21 protein-coding genes, 1 tRNA gene and 1 other RNA gene are annotated in these 17,052 nt (G+C 66.5%); 11 read left to right on the top strand and 12 right to left on the bottom strand.

Annotation, left to right across the window (positions count from 1 at the left end; translation table 11 throughout):
- Positions 1-595 precede the first annotated feature (595 nt).
- Positions 596-1,480, bottom strand: coding sequence for a hypothetical protein (locus JVH1_RS31490; protein WP_009473893.1), 885 nt, complete (start codon positions 1,478-1,480; stop codon positions 596-598).
- Between the two features lie 234 nt (positions 1,481-1,714).
- On the opposite strand from JVH1_RS31490, the gene JVH1_RS31485 reads away from it, so the two are divergent.
- Together JVH1_RS31485 and JVH1_RS31480 are read left to right on the top strand one after the other, a co-directional pair.
- Positions 1,715-2,140 (top strand): hypothetical protein, encoded by a 426-nt coding sequence (locus JVH1_RS31485; protein WP_009473894.1) that lies wholly within the window; start codon positions 1,715-1,717, stop codon positions 2,138-2,140.
- 359 nt (positions 2,141-2,499) lie between these two features.
- Entirely contained in the window at positions 2,500-3,384 is an 885-nt protein-coding gene (locus tag JVH1_RS31480) for a hypothetical protein (protein ID WP_043778194.1), read from the top strand.
- Between the two features lie 127 nt (positions 3,385-3,511).
- On the opposite strand, the gene JVH1_RS31475 is transcribed toward JVH1_RS31480, so the two are convergent.
- Together JVH1_RS31475 and rnpB are read right to left on the bottom strand one after the other, a co-directional pair.
- A complete protein-coding gene (locus JVH1_RS31475; RefSeq protein ID WP_043778195.1) occupies positions 3,512-3,982 on the bottom strand; it encodes a DUF2637 domain-containing protein in 471 nt (156 codons plus the stop codon).
- A gap of 311 nt (positions 3,983-4,293) precedes the next feature.
- Positions 4,294-4,732: RNase P RNA component class A (gene rnpB, locus JVH1_RS31470), an RNA gene on the bottom strand.
- A gap of 60 nt (positions 4,733-4,792) precedes the next feature.
- On the opposite strand from rnpB, the gene JVH1_RS31465 reads away from it, so the two are divergent.
- Positions 4,793-5,320: a DUF1697 domain-containing protein gene (locus JVH1_RS31465; RefSeq protein ID WP_043778255.1), complete on the top strand. Its 528-nt coding sequence runs from the start codon at positions 4,793-4,795 to the stop codon at positions 5,318-5,320.
- 7 nt (positions 5,321-5,327) lie between these two features.
- Complete coding sequence (locus JVH1_RS31460; protein WP_009473898.1) at positions 5,328-6,578, top strand: SLC13 family permease; 1,251 nt, start codon at positions 5,328-5,330, stop codon at positions 6,576-6,578.
- Positions 6,579-6,585: 7 nt separating this feature from the next.
- Here JVH1_RS31460 and JVH1_RS31455 read toward each other — a convergent pair whose 3' ends face one another.
- From JVH1_RS31455 to cobC, 4 genes are all read right to left on the bottom strand, one after another.
- On the bottom strand, positions 6,586-7,692 hold the full coding sequence (locus JVH1_RS31455; protein WP_009473899.1) for a bifunctional RNase H/acid phosphatase: 1,107 nt from the start codon (positions 7,690-7,692) through the stop codon (positions 6,586-6,588).
- A complete protein-coding gene (locus tag JVH1_RS31450; RefSeq protein ID WP_009473900.1) occupies positions 7,689-8,426 on the bottom strand; it encodes a zinc ribbon domain-containing protein in 738 nt (245 codons plus the stop codon). The genes JVH1_RS31455 and JVH1_RS31450 overlap by 4 nt, the downstream gene beginning before the upstream one ends.
- Positions 8,427-8,525: 99 nt before the next feature.
- Positions 8,526-9,665, bottom strand: a complete 1,140-nt coding sequence (locus JVH1_RS31445; RefSeq protein ID WP_009473901.1) for a Nif3-like dinuclear metal center hexameric protein — start codon at positions 9,663-9,665, stop codon at positions 8,526-8,528.
- A complete protein-coding gene (gene cobC / locus JVH1_RS31440) occupies positions 9,662-10,696 on the bottom strand; it encodes an Rv2231c family pyridoxal phosphate-dependent protein CobC (protein WP_009473902.1) in 1,035 nt (344 codons plus the stop codon). Before cobC ends, JVH1_RS31445 begins: the two co-directional genes overlap by 4 nt.
- 29 nt (positions 10,697-10,725) lie before the next feature.
- Between cobC and JVH1_RS31435 the strand changes: the two genes are divergently transcribed.
- From JVH1_RS31435 to JVH1_RS31425, 3 genes are read left to right on the top strand one after another with little or no spacing between them, the layout of a single operon-like run.
- Positions 10,726-11,427: an HAD-IA family hydrolase gene (locus tag JVH1_RS31435; protein WP_009473903.1), complete on the top strand. Its 702-nt coding sequence runs from the start codon at positions 10,726-10,728 to the stop codon at positions 11,425-11,427.
- Entirely contained in the window at positions 11,414-11,887 is a 474-nt protein-coding gene (locus JVH1_RS31430; protein ID WP_009473904.1) for a low molecular weight protein-tyrosine-phosphatase, read from the top strand. Before JVH1_RS31435 ends, JVH1_RS31430 begins: the two co-directional genes overlap by 14 nt.
- A 43-nt stretch (positions 11,888-11,930) precedes the next feature.
- Positions 11,931-12,812 (top strand): SURF1 family protein, encoded by an 882-nt coding sequence (locus JVH1_RS31425; protein WP_016880004.1) that lies wholly within the window; start codon positions 11,931-11,933, stop codon positions 12,810-12,812.
- On the opposite strand, the gene JVH1_RS31420 is transcribed toward JVH1_RS31425, so the two are convergent.
- Positions 12,753-13,736, bottom strand: a complete 984-nt coding sequence (locus tag JVH1_RS31420; protein ID WP_043778198.1) for a cobalamin biosynthesis protein — start codon at positions 13,734-13,736, stop codon at positions 12,753-12,755. The two genes, JVH1_RS31425 and JVH1_RS31420, sit on opposite strands and share 60 nt — an antisense overlap.
- Positions 13,737-13,785: 49 nt before the next feature.
- Here JVH1_RS31420 and JVH1_RS31415 point away from each other — a divergent pair, with 49 nt between their 5' ends.
- Positions 13,786-14,148, top strand: a complete 363-nt coding sequence (locus JVH1_RS31415; RefSeq protein WP_009473906.1) for a DUF5655 domain-containing protein — start codon at positions 13,786-13,788, stop codon at positions 14,146-14,148.
- Positions 14,149-14,480: 332 nt separating this feature from the next.
- Complete coding sequence (locus JVH1_RS31410; RefSeq protein ID WP_009473907.1) at positions 14,481-14,672, top strand: hypothetical protein; 192 nt, start codon at positions 14,481-14,483, stop codon at positions 14,670-14,672.
- Between the two features lie 4 nt (positions 14,673-14,676).
- Here the strand turns inward: JVH1_RS31410 and JVH1_RS31405 are convergent, their stop codons facing one another.
- Positions 14,677-14,865: a hypothetical protein gene (locus JVH1_RS31405; protein WP_011594293.1), complete on the bottom strand. Its 189-nt coding sequence runs from the start codon at positions 14,863-14,865 to the stop codon at positions 14,677-14,679.
- Positions 14,866-15,000: 135 nt separating this feature from the next.
- Here JVH1_RS31405 and JVH1_RS31400 point away from each other — a divergent pair, with 135 nt between their 5' ends.
- Together JVH1_RS31400 and JVH1_RS31395 are read left to right on the top strand one after the other, a co-directional pair.
- Positions 15,001-15,516, top strand: a complete 516-nt coding sequence (locus tag JVH1_RS31400) for a GbsR/MarR family transcriptional regulator (RefSeq protein ID WP_009473909.1) — start codon at positions 15,001-15,003, stop codon at positions 15,514-15,516.
- Positions 15,509-15,769 (top strand): hypothetical protein, encoded by a 261-nt coding sequence (locus tag JVH1_RS31395; protein ID WP_009473910.1) that lies wholly within the window; start codon positions 15,509-15,511, stop codon positions 15,767-15,769. The genes JVH1_RS31400 and JVH1_RS31395 overlap by 8 nt, the downstream gene beginning before the upstream one ends.
- Before the next feature lie 100 nt (positions 15,770-15,869).
- Here JVH1_RS31395 and JVH1_RS31390 read toward each other — a convergent pair.
- The 3 genes from JVH1_RS31390 to JVH1_RS31380 form a co-directional block, all read right to left on the bottom strand.
- Positions 15,870-15,941, bottom strand: a tRNA-Val gene (locus JVH1_RS31390).
- A 32-nt stretch (positions 15,942-15,973) separates the two neighbouring features.
- Positions 15,974-16,438 (bottom strand): peroxiredoxin, encoded by a 465-nt coding sequence (locus JVH1_RS31385; protein ID WP_009473911.1) that lies wholly within the window; start codon positions 16,436-16,438, stop codon positions 15,974-15,976.
- 40 nt (positions 16,439-16,478) lie between these two features.
- Positions 16,479-16,904 carry a DUF3052 domain-containing protein gene (locus tag JVH1_RS31380; RefSeq protein WP_005247829.1) on the bottom strand — a complete coding sequence of 142 codons (426 nt, stop codon included), beginning with the start codon at positions 16,902-16,904 and terminating at the stop codon, positions 16,479-16,481.
- Positions 16,905-17,052 lie beyond the last annotated feature (148 nt).

Genomic DNA, 17,052 nt, shown 5'->3' with positions numbered 1-17,052 from the left:
GCACACCATATACATTTCTGTTCCGGACGAGTCTCGTGCTGGCAGATGACGATCAGACGTCATCCGTCCAGAGTCCAGGTGCAACCGATCGTCTGAACGATCTGACCCTCATCGAGCTGCATGTACCCAGGGCCCATCGTTGAGCTGCCACCTTCGGCTTCGCCCAGGCTTGCACCCTTGTACGGCAGGAATGTCCACGCGCACATTCCCAGGTCCGATCGGGGCCCCTGCGTGGAGTAAGTCCCGGCGGCGACGTCGCTACCTACCGCGAAGATTCCGTCGCTGATCGTGGTCTTTGGAACCTTCGCTGGAGGAGGCGGAGGTGGGGTCGTAGTGACCGGCGCGGCCACAGGCTGCCGAGAGGTCGTCGTCGGTGCAAGCGAGGGCGTGGCTACAACCGTAACGGTGCGATACACGGTCACCGTTTCCGGAGCGGGAGCCGATGTCTTGTCTCCATTGCCGCACCCGGCAACGCTGAACGCAACGCCGGCAATGACCGAACCTGCCAAGATCATCTTCTTCACGTGCGCATCAAACCAGACGAACTGTGTGCGCGGTATAGGTCGGGTGAATGATCGATAGTTCGGTCCCAGTGTCATTCCCGGCGTTGTCGTGATGCACGGCCGGGCCCCCTCACCCAGTGGTTGAGCCCTTTGGCTTTAAGGACTTCGGGCATTCCGATCATCGTGAAGTACTCGCCGTTCCGGAGTGTGCTCCAGCCACGATCGATCTCGTTACGGTCGAACGCAGCTACTAAATCCATCGCGTCGCCGGCGAGGTGTTCGTGGTTACAGCGTGAGCGTCGGTCGACGTAGAGCTTCGGGCGCCGCCGTTGACTACAGACCAGGATTGCGCAGGCGGCATCACGGTGATCGGCCTCTGGTGGCTTCTTGGCCCATGGTAGAACGGCGCCCTCGAAATCTGCGAGCGCGAGCTTTCGTTCCGGACGACGCTTCAAGAAGCTGTACTCGGTTGATACCCGAACCTCGTCATACCTGCGATGGACGATCCATCCGAATGGCTCTCGTTCGGTTACCACACTCGGCACGGACCACCCGGTTAACGATGTTTCCGGTCCCGCCTTTAGCGCGTCGAATGTGCGGGGATCGAAGTCGGTCTCAAGAACCACGACGGCTACATGGCCGCCATTTCCTCTGCCCAGCAACGCTGCAACATTCGTTCCCGGCGGAAGCGTGCAGTCCGGACCGGATGTCATCACGATCACATGGAGGGATCGACCTGCACCTGCTGAAGGAATCCGGACAGCCTTGAGGGGGACGCTGTCCAATTGTTCGAGTTCGCTCTCTGGAAATTGCAAAACGTACCGCGCTTTCCATCCAGGGATGACTTCGACGTCCGCCATCTCCCACCGCAGAAGCGCCTTCTTGTCGCCGGGCCTCAGCTGGTCACGGACTGCCTTAGACAGCCCGATCTGAGCCATGCCATCCCTGTGCAAGCTGATCTTCGAGTCGTTGATCATTAGCTGTGGGGACAGGTATACATCATCCTTTGGGCGCCGTCCCTCGGCCGCGGTCCAGATCCGCCACTCAGCTGATCTCCGCCCATCCTCGGATCCCACGAAGAATCGAAGGACGGTCTCATCGGAGGCCTTGGGTGCATCTGTCACCTGCGCATCAAACCAGACGAACTGGACCCGCGGTAGAGATCACGTGATTGGATTATGTGGTTACCCACTGCGTGCCATGATTCGCGAATGAACATCAACCGCAAGACGACCTTGGCCCAGATCCGGGACACCATTCAGCACAAGCTCGCGAGAGGCGCCAGCGAGTTGGCCCCGGCTGTATCGCCTGGCGGTGAGGCCGAGACCGTTCTTTCATCGCATGATATCGCCGCCCTGCACTCAGACGGGAAGATCGTTTCCGATGCGCTTACTGCGAATGATCCGTTTCGCGTTCCGGAGGAAGAAGTGGTGCGACTCGCTCGTGAGTACACGATTGTGCACGCTGTGAAGATCTCCGATTTGGATTCGCAGGTGCGCGGTGAGGGCGAGGTAGCGGACCGCGATGGGCTGGCGCCTCTCGCGGAACAGGTGTTGGGCAGTCTCAGTGGGGGCTGGAAAGCCACTGCCGCGAACGGTGAACAGTTGGTTGCAACAACCGGGACGCAGAAGGCCTGAGATGTAGACCCCGGCGCGGCTTCCCTCCGCGCCGGGTGAAGGCACGGTATCAAACGTCGAACGTGTGTGCGAAGCTTCCCTGTGAAGTCCGTCGAGCCCGCGCCGCGTCAATGCCCGAACGGGCACGACCTCGGGCCGAACGTATGCATCGTCGGCTGGTAGGTATGCGCCTGTGACACCGCGAACAACGGCGGCCATCGGACGCACTACTGCCGACAGTGCGGGGAGACGGTGCGAACCCCACCGTGTGCCGGCGCCGAACCGCAGCGCGAAAGATGGGCAAGACCGCAGAGGGTCAATGTGTCGGTCGCGATTCGTGTCCGGCATGTACTTCTCGATTGTGCAGTTACGATCTCGCAGTGCGCAGAGACGTTGACAGGACTTACCCCGCCTCCGGCCTTCGGAAGTACGACAAGGAGAAGATCAGCGGGAGTCGGGCCGCCGCTTCGCGCTACCTAGAGGTGACGCCGTTCTGTTGGATGTGCCCCCGTACGACTGGGCAGGCGACGCCGACGAAAGAGCACATCTTCCCCCAGTGGTCATTCAAGCACTTCACAGAAGAGCAACTGCGTTTCGAGCCATTTCGTCTCAGTATTGCAATGGGCGTAGAAACCGATAAACGCGGGCCAATGCCGGCGCGAACGATGGTAGAAAGTCGCGTATGCAACGTCTGCAATAACGGCTGGATGTCCCGGTTAGAAGCCGCAGTCGAACCGCTCATATTTGAGCGCGATCGGAACCTCAATAGAGGCGACGTCGAGCTGCTTTCCCGCTGGTTTGCGAAGACGTCTGCAGTACTCAACGTCTCTCAGACTGCACCTCTTAAGTGGAAGGCAGAGGACCGACACCGGATCGCCCTTGGGATGCCCTCCAATATCGTGGTAAGCGCATTTCGGGTTCCGGATTCCGACTTGAACTGGGTGCAGGGTTTTTCGTCAGGCTTGCTATTTCCGGAAGGGTTTGATCCACGCCTCTCTCAGGGTCTGCTTAGCATGATTCACATTTGCAATATCCAAATCCGCGACATTGTGGGAACTGTTGTTAAATATCCGTGGCAGCTAGCGCATTCCGAGATAGTGCTGCCGGGAGTGCCTCTCTGGACGCGCGAGGGGCCGATGCCAGTCGATCTGGACCTTCTTCCGCTGGAGAAGGACATTCACACGGGGTTCGTGACTGGAGAATGGAAAGATAGTCCTCTACTTGGGCGTCCAACGATTGACTCCGTGGACTTCTTCGAGGCCTGATGCGCGGCGGCGAGCGGGCCTGGCCGCGAGCACGCGCCCGCCGAGCCAGATGAATGCGCCGCCGACCCCCGACCACACGCGGTCGGGGGCTAAGTGGCACTGCGCTGTTTTTACCGGCCAGGCGGTTTCAAGCCGCGGCGAGAAGTTCCTCCTCCGTGCCGGGCGCGTCGACACTGAGGCCCGGTGACCCATCAGCGAGGGCAGGCCGCGACTCTTCATTCGCAAGCGTGATAGCGAGGTGAATGCTCGCGAGCTGGACGAGCGGCGGAATGACCGAGATGGCGACCGCGATCGAACCGCCCCCGTTGGTGACGGCGTGTGCCGAGTTTCCTCCGACGGAGACTGCGGTGCCGAGCACCAGCAGGATCCACGCGTAAGCGCGCGGCCAACCCATGGCGAGGGTCGCGGCGGCGATGGTCGACACGATCGTCAGCCCGTCAACGATCAAGGGGAATGCCGGGCTTTGATCGTCCGCGATTCCATTGTCCGCGGCGAGATCGGACAGTGCGGTGAAGCTCATCCACGATGCAAGTCCGGTCACAGCTATCGCGCCGCCGGCCGTGATTCTTGCAGGAGTGAGCTGTGTTGTAATCGACATTGCTGGGGTATCTCCCGGCTGTTAGGTCCCCTCGTAGGTCCGTACACCTGCGAGGGGATTTTGAGTTCTGACGTTGTTTTGACCTGTTGATTGCGATTCGCACCAACCTCACGCCCTCCCGGACTGCCCCGACATCGCCGCTCGTCCGGCAGTACTGCTGGGGGGTATGGGTATCTGGCGCGTCCCGTCTGGTCCCGTCGCTCGATTGAAATCGGCGCGTTGGGTGCGCGTCGTGCGCCGCGGATCCCCACCAGGGAAAGTGCCTCTGATCTGGGAATACAACCCGACCAGCGCGAGCGCTGAAGTAAGGGCGGACGAGTTGGCGTGTAAGCCGGATCCTGTCCCCGGGCGCCGAAGCGCCGGGTGGCGACCATCCATCTGGGCACACCGTCGCCGGGTACCTCGAGCGGTTCACCCGCAGGCTCGGGCGAGCAGCCCTCGAACACCTGCGCAGCCGCACCGGGATCCCGGAGGAACCGGTGCGGCCTTCAACCTTGCTCCGGGCGGGGTTTACCTAGCCACCCCGGTCACCCGGGGTGCTGGTGCGCTCTTACCGCACCGTTTCACCCTGACCGACGCCACACCCCGGAGGATGTGGCATCGGCGGTCTGTTTTCTGTGGCACTGTCCCGCGAGTCACCTCGGGTTGCCGTTAACAACCGCCCTGCTCTGTGGAGTCCGGACTTTCCTCGACTCAGGGCCTGTGCACTGAAGTGCTGGTTCCCTGTGCCGCGGTCGCCCGGCCAACTCGTCCGCGCGATCAGCCTACAGTCCGTGCGAACGTGTCATGTCGCCGCACTATGGTCTGTTCATGACCCGATACGCCGCCCTCCTGCGCGGCATCAACGTGGGCGGCATCAACATCAAGATGGCCGACCTCCGCAGCACCTTCGTCGATCTCGGATTCGAGAACGTGAAGACCGTTCTCGCGTCGGGCAACGTGCTCTTCGACTCCGACCGCGGCGACGTCCCCGCCCTGAAGAGGGAGATCGAAGCCGCGCTGCGTGCCGAATTCCACTACGAAGCCTGGGTTTTCGTCCTCGACCTCGACACGGTCCGGAAGATCGTCGAGGACTACCCGTTCGACCCCGAGCGAGAAGGCTGGCACCCGTACGTGCTGGTGACGCCCGAGCCCGACGTCCTGGACACACTTCTGAGCATCCGGGACGAGCTGGATCCGGAGGTCGAACGGGTGCAGGCCGGCGACGGCGTCCTGTACTGGGAAGTCGAACGGGGCATGACGCTGAAGAGCAGGTTCGGCAGGAGCACCGGCGCTCCCAAGCTCAAGGCGTTCACCACGACCCGGAATCTGCGCACCCTCCACAAGCTCCTGAAGTGACCCCTCGGTGACAGTTCTGGCGGTGGCGCTCGTCGCCGGAGTCCTCGTCTTCGCGGTCGTGCGCCCACGCAGGCTGCCCGAGATCGTCGCGGCCGCACCGGCTGCGGTCGTCGTCCTGGCCACCGGTCTGGTGACGCCGTCGGAGGCCTGGGACGAAGTGTCGGAGATGGCCCCGACCGTCGGGTTCCTGGCGGCGATCCTCGTGCTCGCGCACCTCGCGGACGCCATGGGTGTGTTCACCTGGATCGCGGGCCGGTTGCGCCGGGGGGCGCGGGGGGATCCGAAGAGGTTGCTGACACTCGTGTTCGGGGCGGCGGCGCTGACCACCGCGGTGCTGAGTCTCGATGCCACGGTGGTCCTGCTGACACCGGCGGTGATCGCCACGGCCCGCTCGCTGCGAATGGATCCGCGCCCCCACTCGTACGCCACGGCTCACCTGTCGAACACCGCGTCGACCCTGCTGCCCGTGTCCAACCTGACAAACCTCATCGCGTTCTCGGCGACCGGGTTGACCTTCCTGCATTTCACCGCCGTGATGGCCCTGCCGTGGGCGGTGGCGATCGTCGTCGAACTCATCTTGTTCCGCGTGTTCTTCCGGCGTCACCTCGGCCGGCCCGAAGCCGAGCCGGAGCCGAAACGCGATCCGCAGGCGCCGGTCGCCGCACTGTCGATCATCGCGGCCACACTCCTGGGGTTCGCGGTGTCCGGCTTCGTCGGGGTCGCACCGGCATGGGTGGCCGCGGCGGGGGCGATCGTGCTGGGCGTCGTCGCCCTGCGCGACGGCCGGACCAGCGTGAGACGGATCGTGTATTCGATCGACGTGTGGTTCTGCGCGTTCGTCCTGATCCTCGGCGTCGTCGTGGCCGGGGTCGCCAACGGTCCGATCGGCGAATGGATCGCCACGCGGCTGCCGACCGACACGTCGTTCACCGCGTTGCTCACGATGGCCGTCGTCGCCGCGGTCGCGGCGAACCTGGTGAACAACCTGCCCGCCACGCTGCTCCTGCTGGCGGCGCTCGGACCGCACCCTCCGACCGGACTCGTGCTGGCGATGCTGCTCGGTGTGAACCTCGGCCCCAACATCACCTACGTGGGATCGCTCGCGATCATGCTGTGGCGGCGCGTGGCTGCGCGAGCCGGATCTCCCGCAGATCTCCGGACGTTCACGGTTCTCGCGCTGGTGACCACGCCGTTGACCCTGCTCGCCGCGGTCGTTGCCCTCTGGGCCTGTGAGTACTTGTTAACCGCGGGCGGTTAACAAGTACTCACAGGTGGGAGGTGTCATTCACCAGGCGGACGGACGAGCCGCCGTCGGGATAGAACTCGGCGATGCTCAGCGACGCCAGATCCAGGTGCAGCCGGTACAGCAGGGAGGGTCCCGCGTCGAGCGCCAACTGCAGCAGGGTCTTGATGGGGGTCACGTGGGTGACCACGAGGATCGTGGAGCCGGCGTAGGAGGCGGTGAGGTCGTCGCGGACCTTCAGGATGCGCTCCCGCACCTCGTCGAAGCTCTCCCCCGCGGGCGGGCACACCGACGTGTCCGACAACCATTTGTGGTGCAGTTCGGGGTCGCGCTCGGCAGCTTCCCGGAACGTGAGACCCTCCCACTCGCCGAAGTCGGTTTCGGTGAGGCCCTCGTGCACGGTGACCGGGAGTCCGAGCACCTTCGCCGCCGCCGTCGCGGTCTGCTGCGCGCGCCCGAGCGGGGACGACACCACGGCCGCGATTCCGTTGTTGCCCGCGAAGCGGGCGGCCGCGCCGTTCGCCTGGGCCTGCCCGATCTCGGTGAGGGCCGGGTTCCCGCGACCCGAGTAGCGCCGGTCGACGGACAGCGGGGTCTGCCCGTGCCGGAGCAGCAGCATCCGGGTCGGGGCACCCGTCGTGTCCATCCAGCCCGGTGCCGCGGGGGTGGTCTTCTCCGAGGGGACGGCAGCCGGTTCCGGTTCGACGTCGGCATCGCCGTCGGCGCCGTCCATGGCTTCGTTGGCGAGGCGGTCGGCGTGCGCGTTCTCCGCCCTCGGAATCCACGTGTACGTCACAGAATCGAACTGCCGGGCGAGTGTGGACGCCTGGCGCTGCAGCGGAATCATGTCCGGGTGCTTGACCTTCCAGCGCCCGGACATCTGCTCGACCACCAGTTTGGAGTCCATCCGCACGTCCACCTCGGAGGCGCCGAGTTCGGCGGCGGCGTCGAGACCGGCGATCAGGCCCCGGTACTCGGCGACGTTGTTGGTGGCGATCCCGAGGCTCTCCTTGCGCTCCGCGAGAACGGTGCCGTTGGCGGCGTCGAACACCACGGCGCCGTAGCCGGCGGGTCCGGGATTGCCGCGCGAACCACCGTCGGCCTCGACGACGACCCGACCGGCACTCACAGACCCGACTCCTTGGTGCGCACCAGGATCGCGCCGCATTCGGAGCAGCGCACGACGACGTCGGGTGCGGTGGCGGTGATCCGGGAGATCTCGCCGCGATCGAGTTCGATGCGGCATGCTCCGCAGCGCCGCGACTGCAGCAGTGCCGCTCCGACGCCGTTCTGGCTCCGCTGCTTCTCGTAGACGGCGATCAAGTCGGCGGGAAACTGGTCGGCCAGGGCCGTTCGGTCGCGGATGCAGCGCTGCTCGGCGGCGTCCAGATCCGCGACGGCGTCGTCCCGGCGGCGGCCGGCGTCGATGAGGTCTTCCTCGATCTGCGACAGCTGCGCACCGGCGTGGTCGTGGTCGGACTGCGACGCCTCGCGCCGTTCCATCACCTCGAGCAATTCGTCCTCGAGCAGTCCCTGACGGCGGACGAGGCTGCCGAGTTCGTGTTCGAGTTCGGTGAGCTGCTTCGATCCGACCGTTCCGCTCTGGAGCAGTGTGCGGTCGCGGTCCTCGCGCTGACGGACGGCGTCGACCTCACCTTCGAGTTTGCGGATGTCGCGGTCGAGATCGTCGAGGACGATTTCGACGGCCACGGCCGCGTCCTTACGGGTGACGCGCTCCGCCTCGAGCCGCTCGACTTCCTGACGCTCCGGAAGCGCGGTGCGTCGGTGGGCGATCCTCGACAGCTCCGCATCGACGCCGGCGAGGTCGAGAAGCTTGGACTGCACCTGTGGTTCGACGTTCACGCGTGGTAACTCCTGCTGTCTTCTGTGAAGGGTTCTGGTGTGCAGATTGCTTGGGTGTCAACAGTACCCCGGCGGATCACTGGTTTCGGCCGGACGGCGCTACGACGGCGACGCGCTGACCGACCACGGATCGGTTCGTACGGCCGACACCCGAACCTGCCATTCCGGGGTGCGGCCGAACGCGGCGTCGAGGACGCCCTTGGCCTGGTCACACCACGGCTGCTCGCTCGCCCAGTGCGCGACGTCGATCAGGGCCGGACCTCCGGCGCGCAGGTGCTCGTCCGCAGGGTGGTGTCGCAGATCGGCGGTGACGTAGGCGTCCACGCCGAGTCGGGAGACGGCGTCCAGGTACGAGTCGCCGGAGCCGCCGCACACCGCGACGGTGCGGATCGTCGCTTCGGGGTCGCCCGCGGCCCGCACACCCCACGTCGTGGCGGGCAGGGCGTCCGCCACCCGGTCGGTGAAGTCGCGCAGCGACAGCGGTTCGGGGAGCTCCCCGAACCGCCCGAGTCCGCGGGGTCCGGGGAACGTCGCCATCTCGAACACGTCGAACGCGACCTCCTCGTACGGGTGGGCGGCGCGCATCGCGGCGAGCACTTTCTGCCGGATGCCGCGCGGGGCGATCACCTCCACCCGGCTCTCCTCGACGCGTTCGAGCGCACCGACCGCGCCGAGGGTGGGGTTCGCGCCGTCGGTCGGGAGGAACTGGCCCTGCCCGGTGACGGACCAGCTGCAGTCGCGATAGTTGCCGATGTGTCCGGCGCCCGCGTCGAACAGGGCGCGGCGCACCGTGTCGGCGTCGCCTGCCGGGACCAGGACGACCCACTTGTCCAGGTCCTCGGTGGGGTGTGGGTCGATCGGTCCGGTGACGGTGAGTCCGAGCGCCGCGGCCAGGGCGTCGGAGACGCCGGGGTCCGCGGAGTCGGCGTTGGTGTGCGCGGTGAACAGGGCGCATCCGGCCTTGATCAGTTTGTGGACGAGTGCGCCCTTCGGGGTGTGCGCGCCGACGGTGTCGACGCCGCGCAGCAGCAGCGGGTGGTGGACGAGGAGAAGGTCGGCGCCGGCGTCGATCGCCTCGTCGACGACTTCGGCGGTCGGATCGACCGCGATCGTCACCGTCGTCACCGTGTCGTCGGGGTCGCCGCACACGAGGCCGACGGAGTCCCACGATTCGGCGAGGGCGGGCGGGTATGCCGCATCCAGGGCCGCGATCACGTCGGCGAGACGCACCGGGTTCACACAATCTCCTTCATCGCGTCGATCAGCACATCGGTCTGCTCGGGGGGTCGGACCGCGACCCGGAGGAAGTCGGGACCGAGTCCGGGGAACGTGTCGCACCGCCGCACGGCGATGCCCCGCTCGCGTAGTTGCTTCCGCACGAGTTCGCCGTCCGGCAGTCGGAGCAGCAGGAACGGTGCGACGGCGGGCTGGTGCACCGCGACGCCGATCGCGTTCAGCCGCCGGATCATGTCGTCCCGCCACGCACCCAGCACGACGGCGTGCTCCCGAGCGGCGGCGACGGCGTCCGGTTCGCTGCATGCGGCGATCGCCTCCACCTGCAGGCTTCCCAGCGGCCAGTGCGCCCGCCCCACCTGCAGGCGTTCGAGGATCTCCGGGGAGCCGAGCGCGTACCCGCAGCGCAGTCCGGCCAGTGCCCACGTCTTGGTGAGGCTGCGCAGCACCAGCACGTCGGGCAGCGAACGACCGGCGAGCGACTCGACCTCGCCCGGCACCGCGTCGGCGAACGCCTCGTCGACCACGACGATCCGGCCGGGCCGGCGCAGCCGCAGGATCTCCTCCGCGGGGTGCAGCACCGAGGTGGGGTTGGTCGGGTTGCCGATCACCACCAGGTCGGCGGATTCGGGAATCGCGGCGGCATCCAGGACGTACGGGTCGTCGAGCAGCACCTGTGTGACGGGCACGTTCGCCTCCCGCAGCGCCCACTCCGGTTCCGTGAACGACGGATGGATCAGTGCTGCCTCCCGGACCCCGAGCCGCGGGAGCAGGGAGAAGCCCTCGGCCCCACCCGAGAGGAGCAGCACCTCCTCGGGCGTCCGGCCGTGCCGGGCGGCGACTGCGGTCCGGGCGGCGCGATCGGCCCCGACGGTGGGATAGGAGCCCAGGCGCGGCAACGCGTCCGCGAGACGCAGTCGCAGCCATTCCGGGGGCCCGTCGCCCTGCACGTTCACTGCGAAATCGAGGAGACCGGGCCCCGCATCCACGTCTCCGTGGTGACGCAGGCTCTCCCGGGTACCGGCACGAATGTCCACAACCGTCGAGCCTAAGGGACAATGGTCCGGTGACATCTCTCTCCACCTCCCTGTCCTCCGCCCCTTCGGCCCTGTCGGCTCCGATCGTGCTGTTCGATCTCGACGGCACGCTCACCGACTCCGCGCCCGGCATTCACGCCGGGTTCCGTCATGCGCTCGCGACGATCGGGCAGCCGGAACCGACCGACGAGATGATCGACGCCGTCATCGGCCCGCCGATGATCGACACGTTCCGGTCGATGGGGCTGGACGAAGACGTCGTGCGGCAGGCGGTCGCGGCCTACTTCGAGCGCTACGACAGCGTGGGGTGGGCGGAGAACGCCGTCTTCGACGGCATCGAGAAGGTGCTGATCGACGCCCGCGACAGCGGCCGACGGCTCGCCGTCGCCACGTCGAAGTCCGAACGGTTCGCGATCCGCATCCTCGAACACTTCGAACTGGCCCACTACTTCGAGTTCATCGGCGGTGCCAGCGACGACGGCAGTCGGCGCGCCAAGTCGGACGTGATCGCCCACTCCCTCCGCAACCTGGGAGTCACCGCCACCGAGGGCGCCACCCCCGACGTCCTGATGGTCGGCGACCGTGACCACGACGTCCTCGGTGCCGCGCACTGGGGCATCCCCGCGGTGTTCGTCGAGTGGGGTTACGGTTTCCCGGCCGAGGCCGAGCGCGCGCACACGACGGCGCAGACCGTCGCCCACCTCGGGAAGATGCTCGATGCCGCAGCCTGACACCCCGTTGCACGTGACGTTCGTGTGCACCGGCAACATCTGCCGCTCCCCCATGGCCGAGAAGATCTTCGCCGAGCACCTCCGCCGGGAAGCCCTCGACGACCGGGTGACGGTGAGCAGCGCCGGGACCCACGGCTGGCACGTCGGCCGCGAGGCCGACATCCGCACCAACGAGACCCTGAAGCTGAACGGGTACCCGACGGGCCACACGGCCGCGGAGGTCGGGCCGTTCCATCTCGGCGCCGATCTGGTGGTCGCACTGGCGGCCAACCACGACCGTGAGCTTGCCCACATGGGGGTGCCCGACGAACGCCGCCGGCTGCTGCGCAGCTTCGACCCGGACGCGGACACGTCGTCCGTCCCAGACCCCTTCTACGGCGACCTCGAGGACTTCGAACGGGTCCGCCTGCAGATCGAGGCCGCGGTGCCCGGGTTGCTCGACTGGGTGCGCAGCCGGTAACCCACGATCAGGGTCCCCACCTGCGAGCGGCTACCGTGGAGGCGTGCGAAGGCTGAGATTTCTGTTGCGACCCGGCTGGTTGGTGTTGGCCTTGGTGGTCGCCGGATTCGCATTCATGTGTTTCTACGTGCTCGCGCCGTGGCAGCTCGGCAAGAACACGTCGACGGAGCACCGAAACCAGCTGATCGCCGACTCGGTCGACGCCGACCCCGTCCCGCTGGAGACCCTGCTGTCCGGCGCGGCCCCGAATCCGGACGACGAGTGGCGCCGCGTCACCGCGACCGGGTCCTACGTCCAGAACAGTGATCTGCTGGTCCGGTTGCGGTCCATCGAATCGCAGCCCGCGTACGAGGTCCTGACGCCGCTGCAACTGACCGACGGTCGCACGATCCTGGTCAACCGCGGCTACGTCCGCCCTGTGCAGGGAACCGAGCCGCCGCCGGTGGATCCGCCGCCGGCCGGGCAGGTGACGCTCGACGGTCGCGTCCGAAAGTCCGAGGGCACCATCGCAGGCAAGGAACCGATCGACGAGAACGGGCTCCGCCAGGTGTACTACATCGATGCGGGTCAGATCGGCGGTTTCATCGGCACCGATCTCGTCGACGCGTACGTGCAACTCGAACCCGGTCAGCCCGGCGGCCTCGGCACCATCCCGCTCCCCCAACTCGACGCCGGCCCGTACCTGTCGTACGGCTTGCAGTGGCTGGCGTTCGGCATCATGGCCCCGCTCGGCCTGGCCTACTTCATTCGCGCGGAGTGGCGCGAACGCCGCAAGGAGAAGTCCGCGAAGACCTCCGACGACTCCGCCCCGGTTCCCACACCGGTGGCCCGGAAGAAGCCGTTCGCCCGAAGCAAGCCGGTGGAGTCAGCGCCGCGGACGGCGGCGGAAGCGAAGCTGGCCGACCGCTACGGCAAGGGCCGCTGACACCAGCGCCGCACCGACCTGCACCGCCGCGGACAGCCGTACCGCACGGTCGAGGTCGACGGGCAGGGGCGACGGCCCGGAGCCGAGGACGGGTCGCATCTCGACGCCGTGCGCGTATTCGGTGCGCCCACCCAGCGAGATCCCGAGTGCGCCCGCCGCGCTGGCCTCCGCGACGCCCGCGTTGGGGCTGGGGTGCTGGGACGCGTCGCGTCGCCACGCCTCCCACGCCTCGTTCGGCGACCCGCCGACCGCCGGCGCGGCCATGACGGACAGCGCACCCGTCAGGCGGGCGGGCAGCAGGTTGAGGACGTCGTCCCACCGCGCCGCCGCCCAGCCGAAGTTGCGGTACTTCGGCGAGCGGTACCCGACCATCGCGTCCAGGGTGTTGGACGCCCGGTAGACGAACAGTCCGGGAATTCCGGCCACGGCGCCCCACACGAATGCCCCGACCGCCGAGTCCGACGTGTTCTCGGCCACCGACTCCAGCGTCGCCCGCGTGAGCCCGTCGACGCCGAGCACGCTGGGGTCGCGGCCGCACAGCGACGGCAACAGGGCGCGGGCGGCGGCAAGGTCGTCCACCTCCAGGTGTGCGGCCATGCTCGATCCGGTCCGTCCCAGCGACGTCCCGCCGAGCACGGCCCACGTCGCGACGGCCGTTCCGGCTACCTCGCCTGGCCATCCCCCGCGCCGCGCCATCCGCGTCGCGGCGACCCCCAGCCCCGCCGCTCCGCCGACGAGGACCGCCACGTGCAGGATCCCGGCCGGCCGGGAGTCGCGGTACGTCACCTTCTCCAATGCCATTGCGGTGCGTCCGAATCCGGCCACGGGATGCCACCGGGCCGGATCGGCGAACACGCGGTCGGCGGCGAAGCCGAGGAGCAGGCCTGCAGCACGCGCGGCGGCGGGACGGGAGGTTCGATGCACGCCGATATTTGTATCAACTAACGTTGCAGTCGATGTAAAGGAGCGTCCCATGAATGCCGCGATCGACGAGTACCTGGTAGGCAAGGACCCGGACGCCACCGAGCGCCTGCTGCAGTTCCGTGACCTCGTTCTCGCGTGCGGCGAGGTGGACGAGCGGGTCCACCGGACCGAGATCGCGTGGGCTCGTGCCCGCGTCTTCGCTGCCGCGTTCATCTATTCGTCGCGGCTCGAGATCGCTCTCGACCTGCGTCGGCGCGTCCATCACCCGCAGCTCCGCGAGGCGTTTCCCACCACGAAGACGGTGATCACGCACCGTTTGACGATCACGTCCGACGATCAGCTCGACGACACCCTAGCGGCGCTCCTCGCCGAGGCCTACGACACCGTGGGTCCAGGCATTCGCGCGCACTAGCCGGGGGCACAATTGCGCGCCGATTCGCCGGATTCCCGCGCAATAGCGTGTGCGTCTCACCAATCCGTCGGCGGCTGCGAACCACGCACTCGTTCCGGTCGGTATGTCTGATTCCTGAAACTCTGCTGAGTATCTCGCCAAGCGCCCTTTACTGCGCCTACCATGGTAAATGCCGCCTCGTTCCCCCCATTCAGGGGCGGCGCACGGCCCCGCCCTGCTCACATCTTCGGTGCTGACTCAACACACCCACGTGGCCCGGCGGGGTTCTGCGCATCCGGTGGAAATTCGTGTGAGGCATTGGTTTCGCCGACTGCGCCTGGGACGATCGAGAGGTGTGCAGCGACCTGACCAAGCTCGGCGACGACGAACTGCTCGCCCAGCTGGATGAGCACCGAGCACTGCTCGGCGAGTCGATCGCGAACGATTACGGCTGCGAAACGGTCCGCGGAGTCACCATCCGGATCACGGCGTTCGAGGCCGAACTCGGTCGCCGCGGCTCCGCGACCTCGCGCGACGCGACCTGACGGGCTACCTGCGGCTCGTGGTGGGAGCGGACCAGACGCCGGTCACTTCCCCGTCGTCCTCGTAGCGGTCGATCTTCACGATGCCCGCGCCGGTTTCGGTGGGCCGGTGCGTCTCGTTGACGGCCTGGAAGTCTGATTCGAAGGTCTTGTCGCTCGACGTGCCGTTGCGCAGCGTCACCTTGTACCTGGGCATGTCAGGAATATGCCACTGCCGGCGAGGCCGCGGGCGATGAACAGGTTAACTCCACGAAACCTGTCACAGGACGGCAGCTGAACTGAAATGACACAAATCTGTGCTATTTCAGTCAGAACTGCTATTTTCGGTATTGTGCCGTCCGACACACAGCTGATATTCGCCGACCACGTCGGCCGTTTCTACGCACGCCGGTACGGTTTCCCGCCGATGGCGGGACGGCTGCTGGGGTACCTGTTCGTCTGCGATCCACCGCAACAGACGATCGACGAACTGGGCGAGGCGTTGCTGGCGAGCCGGAGCGCCATCACCGGGGCGGTCAAGCTGCTCGAGGGCTATCGGATGGCGCGGCGAACCCGAATGGCCGGCGAGCGGGTGGACCGGGTGAGCCTGGACCCGGCCAGTCAGCAACCGCAGAACTTCGATTCCGCTCTCCATCAGGAGCATGCGGCGCTGTTCCGGGAGGGATTGGCGTTGCTGGCCGACGCTCCACCCGAACGTCGCGCCCCGCTCGAGGAGATGGTCGCGCTGGCCGACTTCCTCAGCGAGCGACTTCCGGCGCTGCTGAACGAGTGGCACGCGCATCGCGACGAGCTCCGGGCTCGGCGCACGAAGAAACCCGATCGAGAAGAGGATGTACACCATGACTGAAATCGAACTGTCCGCCCTGCGCGAGCAGGCGGCCAAAGGCGATTCGACCGCGCTCGACATCCTGATCGAGCTCGCCGGCGAACGGGGTGACATGGACGAACTCCGCCGGCTCGCAGACAACGGCTGCTCCGACGCGGCCGACCAGCTCATCGAACTCGCCACGGAACTGGGCGACATGAACGAACTCCGCCGCCTCGCCGACAACGGCAACATCACCGCCGCCGAGCAGCTCATGGAACTCACCGAGGAGTGAAGTGCCGTGCGGGGCGGCCGAACGCGGGCAGCACGGTGAACACCGACACGGAGAAAGCCCCGACCCGCGCGGAACGCAGATCGGGGCTTTGCCCTGACGGTGGGCGCGGAGGGTTTCGAACCCCCGACCGCTGGTGTGTAAAACCAGAGCTCTACCACTGAGCTACACGCCCGAACATCCGGCGAGAACCTCGCCGGATGCGCATCAGGACTCTAGCGTGGCGAGCGCTTTCTCCCAAGCTTCCTGGTCACGGGCCTCTCCGGGCCCGTTCATCTCGGCGAACCGGATGACGCCTTCCTTGTCGATGACGAAGGTGCCGCGGTTCGCGAAGCCCAGTTTCTCGTTGAAGACACCGTACTGCTGCGCGACCGCACCGTGCGGCCAGAAGTCGGCGAGCAGCGGGAAGGTGTATCCCTGCTCGGCGGACCAGATCTTGTGTGTCGGCGACGCACCGACGGAGAGCGCGAGAATCGCAGTCTCGTCGTTCTCGAACTTCGGCAGTTCGTCGCGAACCTTGCAGAGTTCACCCTGACACGTTCCGGTGAACGCGAGGGGGTAGAACACGAGCAGGACGTTCTTCTTTCCGCGGTAATCGGAAAGCGTCACTTCCTGATTGTTCTGGTCCTTGAGGGTGAAATCGGGGGCGGTGGTGCCCACCTCGAGCGGCATGACGTGATCCTTCGGTGAGTGAACGAAAAGGTGCGACTGTTCAGCGCTTGTTCGCGGGACGCGACTTCGGCTGAACCAGACGGCTTCCCGACCAGTCCCCGAGGTTCGCCGCCGACGTCTGGGTGAGACCGGCTGTAGGTGCGGACTCGGCGATCTCGCTGGGCTCCACGTGACCGGGCTGACCGGTCTTGGGGGTGAGGACCCACACGAATCCCTCGTCGGCCAGGGGGCCGATGGCATCCATGAGGGCGTCGACGAGGTCTCCGTCTTCGTCGCGCCACCACAGCAGCACGACGTCGATCACCTCGTCGGAATCCTCGTCAAGCAGTTCTCCACCGATGGTGTCCTCGACCGCGGCACGCAGGTCGTCGTCGGTGTCCTCGTCCCAGCCCAGTTCCTGTACCGCCATGTCGGCAGTGATCCCGAGTTTCTGAGCGTAGTTTTGGGCGTCCGCCGCGGCGACCACGGTGGGGTCCTCCTTTTGTTGACGGTGCTCGGATACCCGAACACCTGCCGGATGAAGATCAATTAGGTGAAAGCGAACATGCTCGAACGCTTTCGCGCAAGCCGACCACGCGAATTTTTCTCAGAAAGTAGTGATGCGTGGTCATCGA

Source organism: Rhodococcus sp. JVH1 (assembly GCF_000280725.2).
Lineage (GTDB): Bacteria > Actinomycetota > Actinomycetes > Mycobacteriales > Mycobacteriaceae > Rhodococcus_F > Rhodococcus_F jostii_A.
Note: the sequence above shows the minus strand (reverse complement) of the source record. Positions and strands in the feature narration are given on the sequence as shown.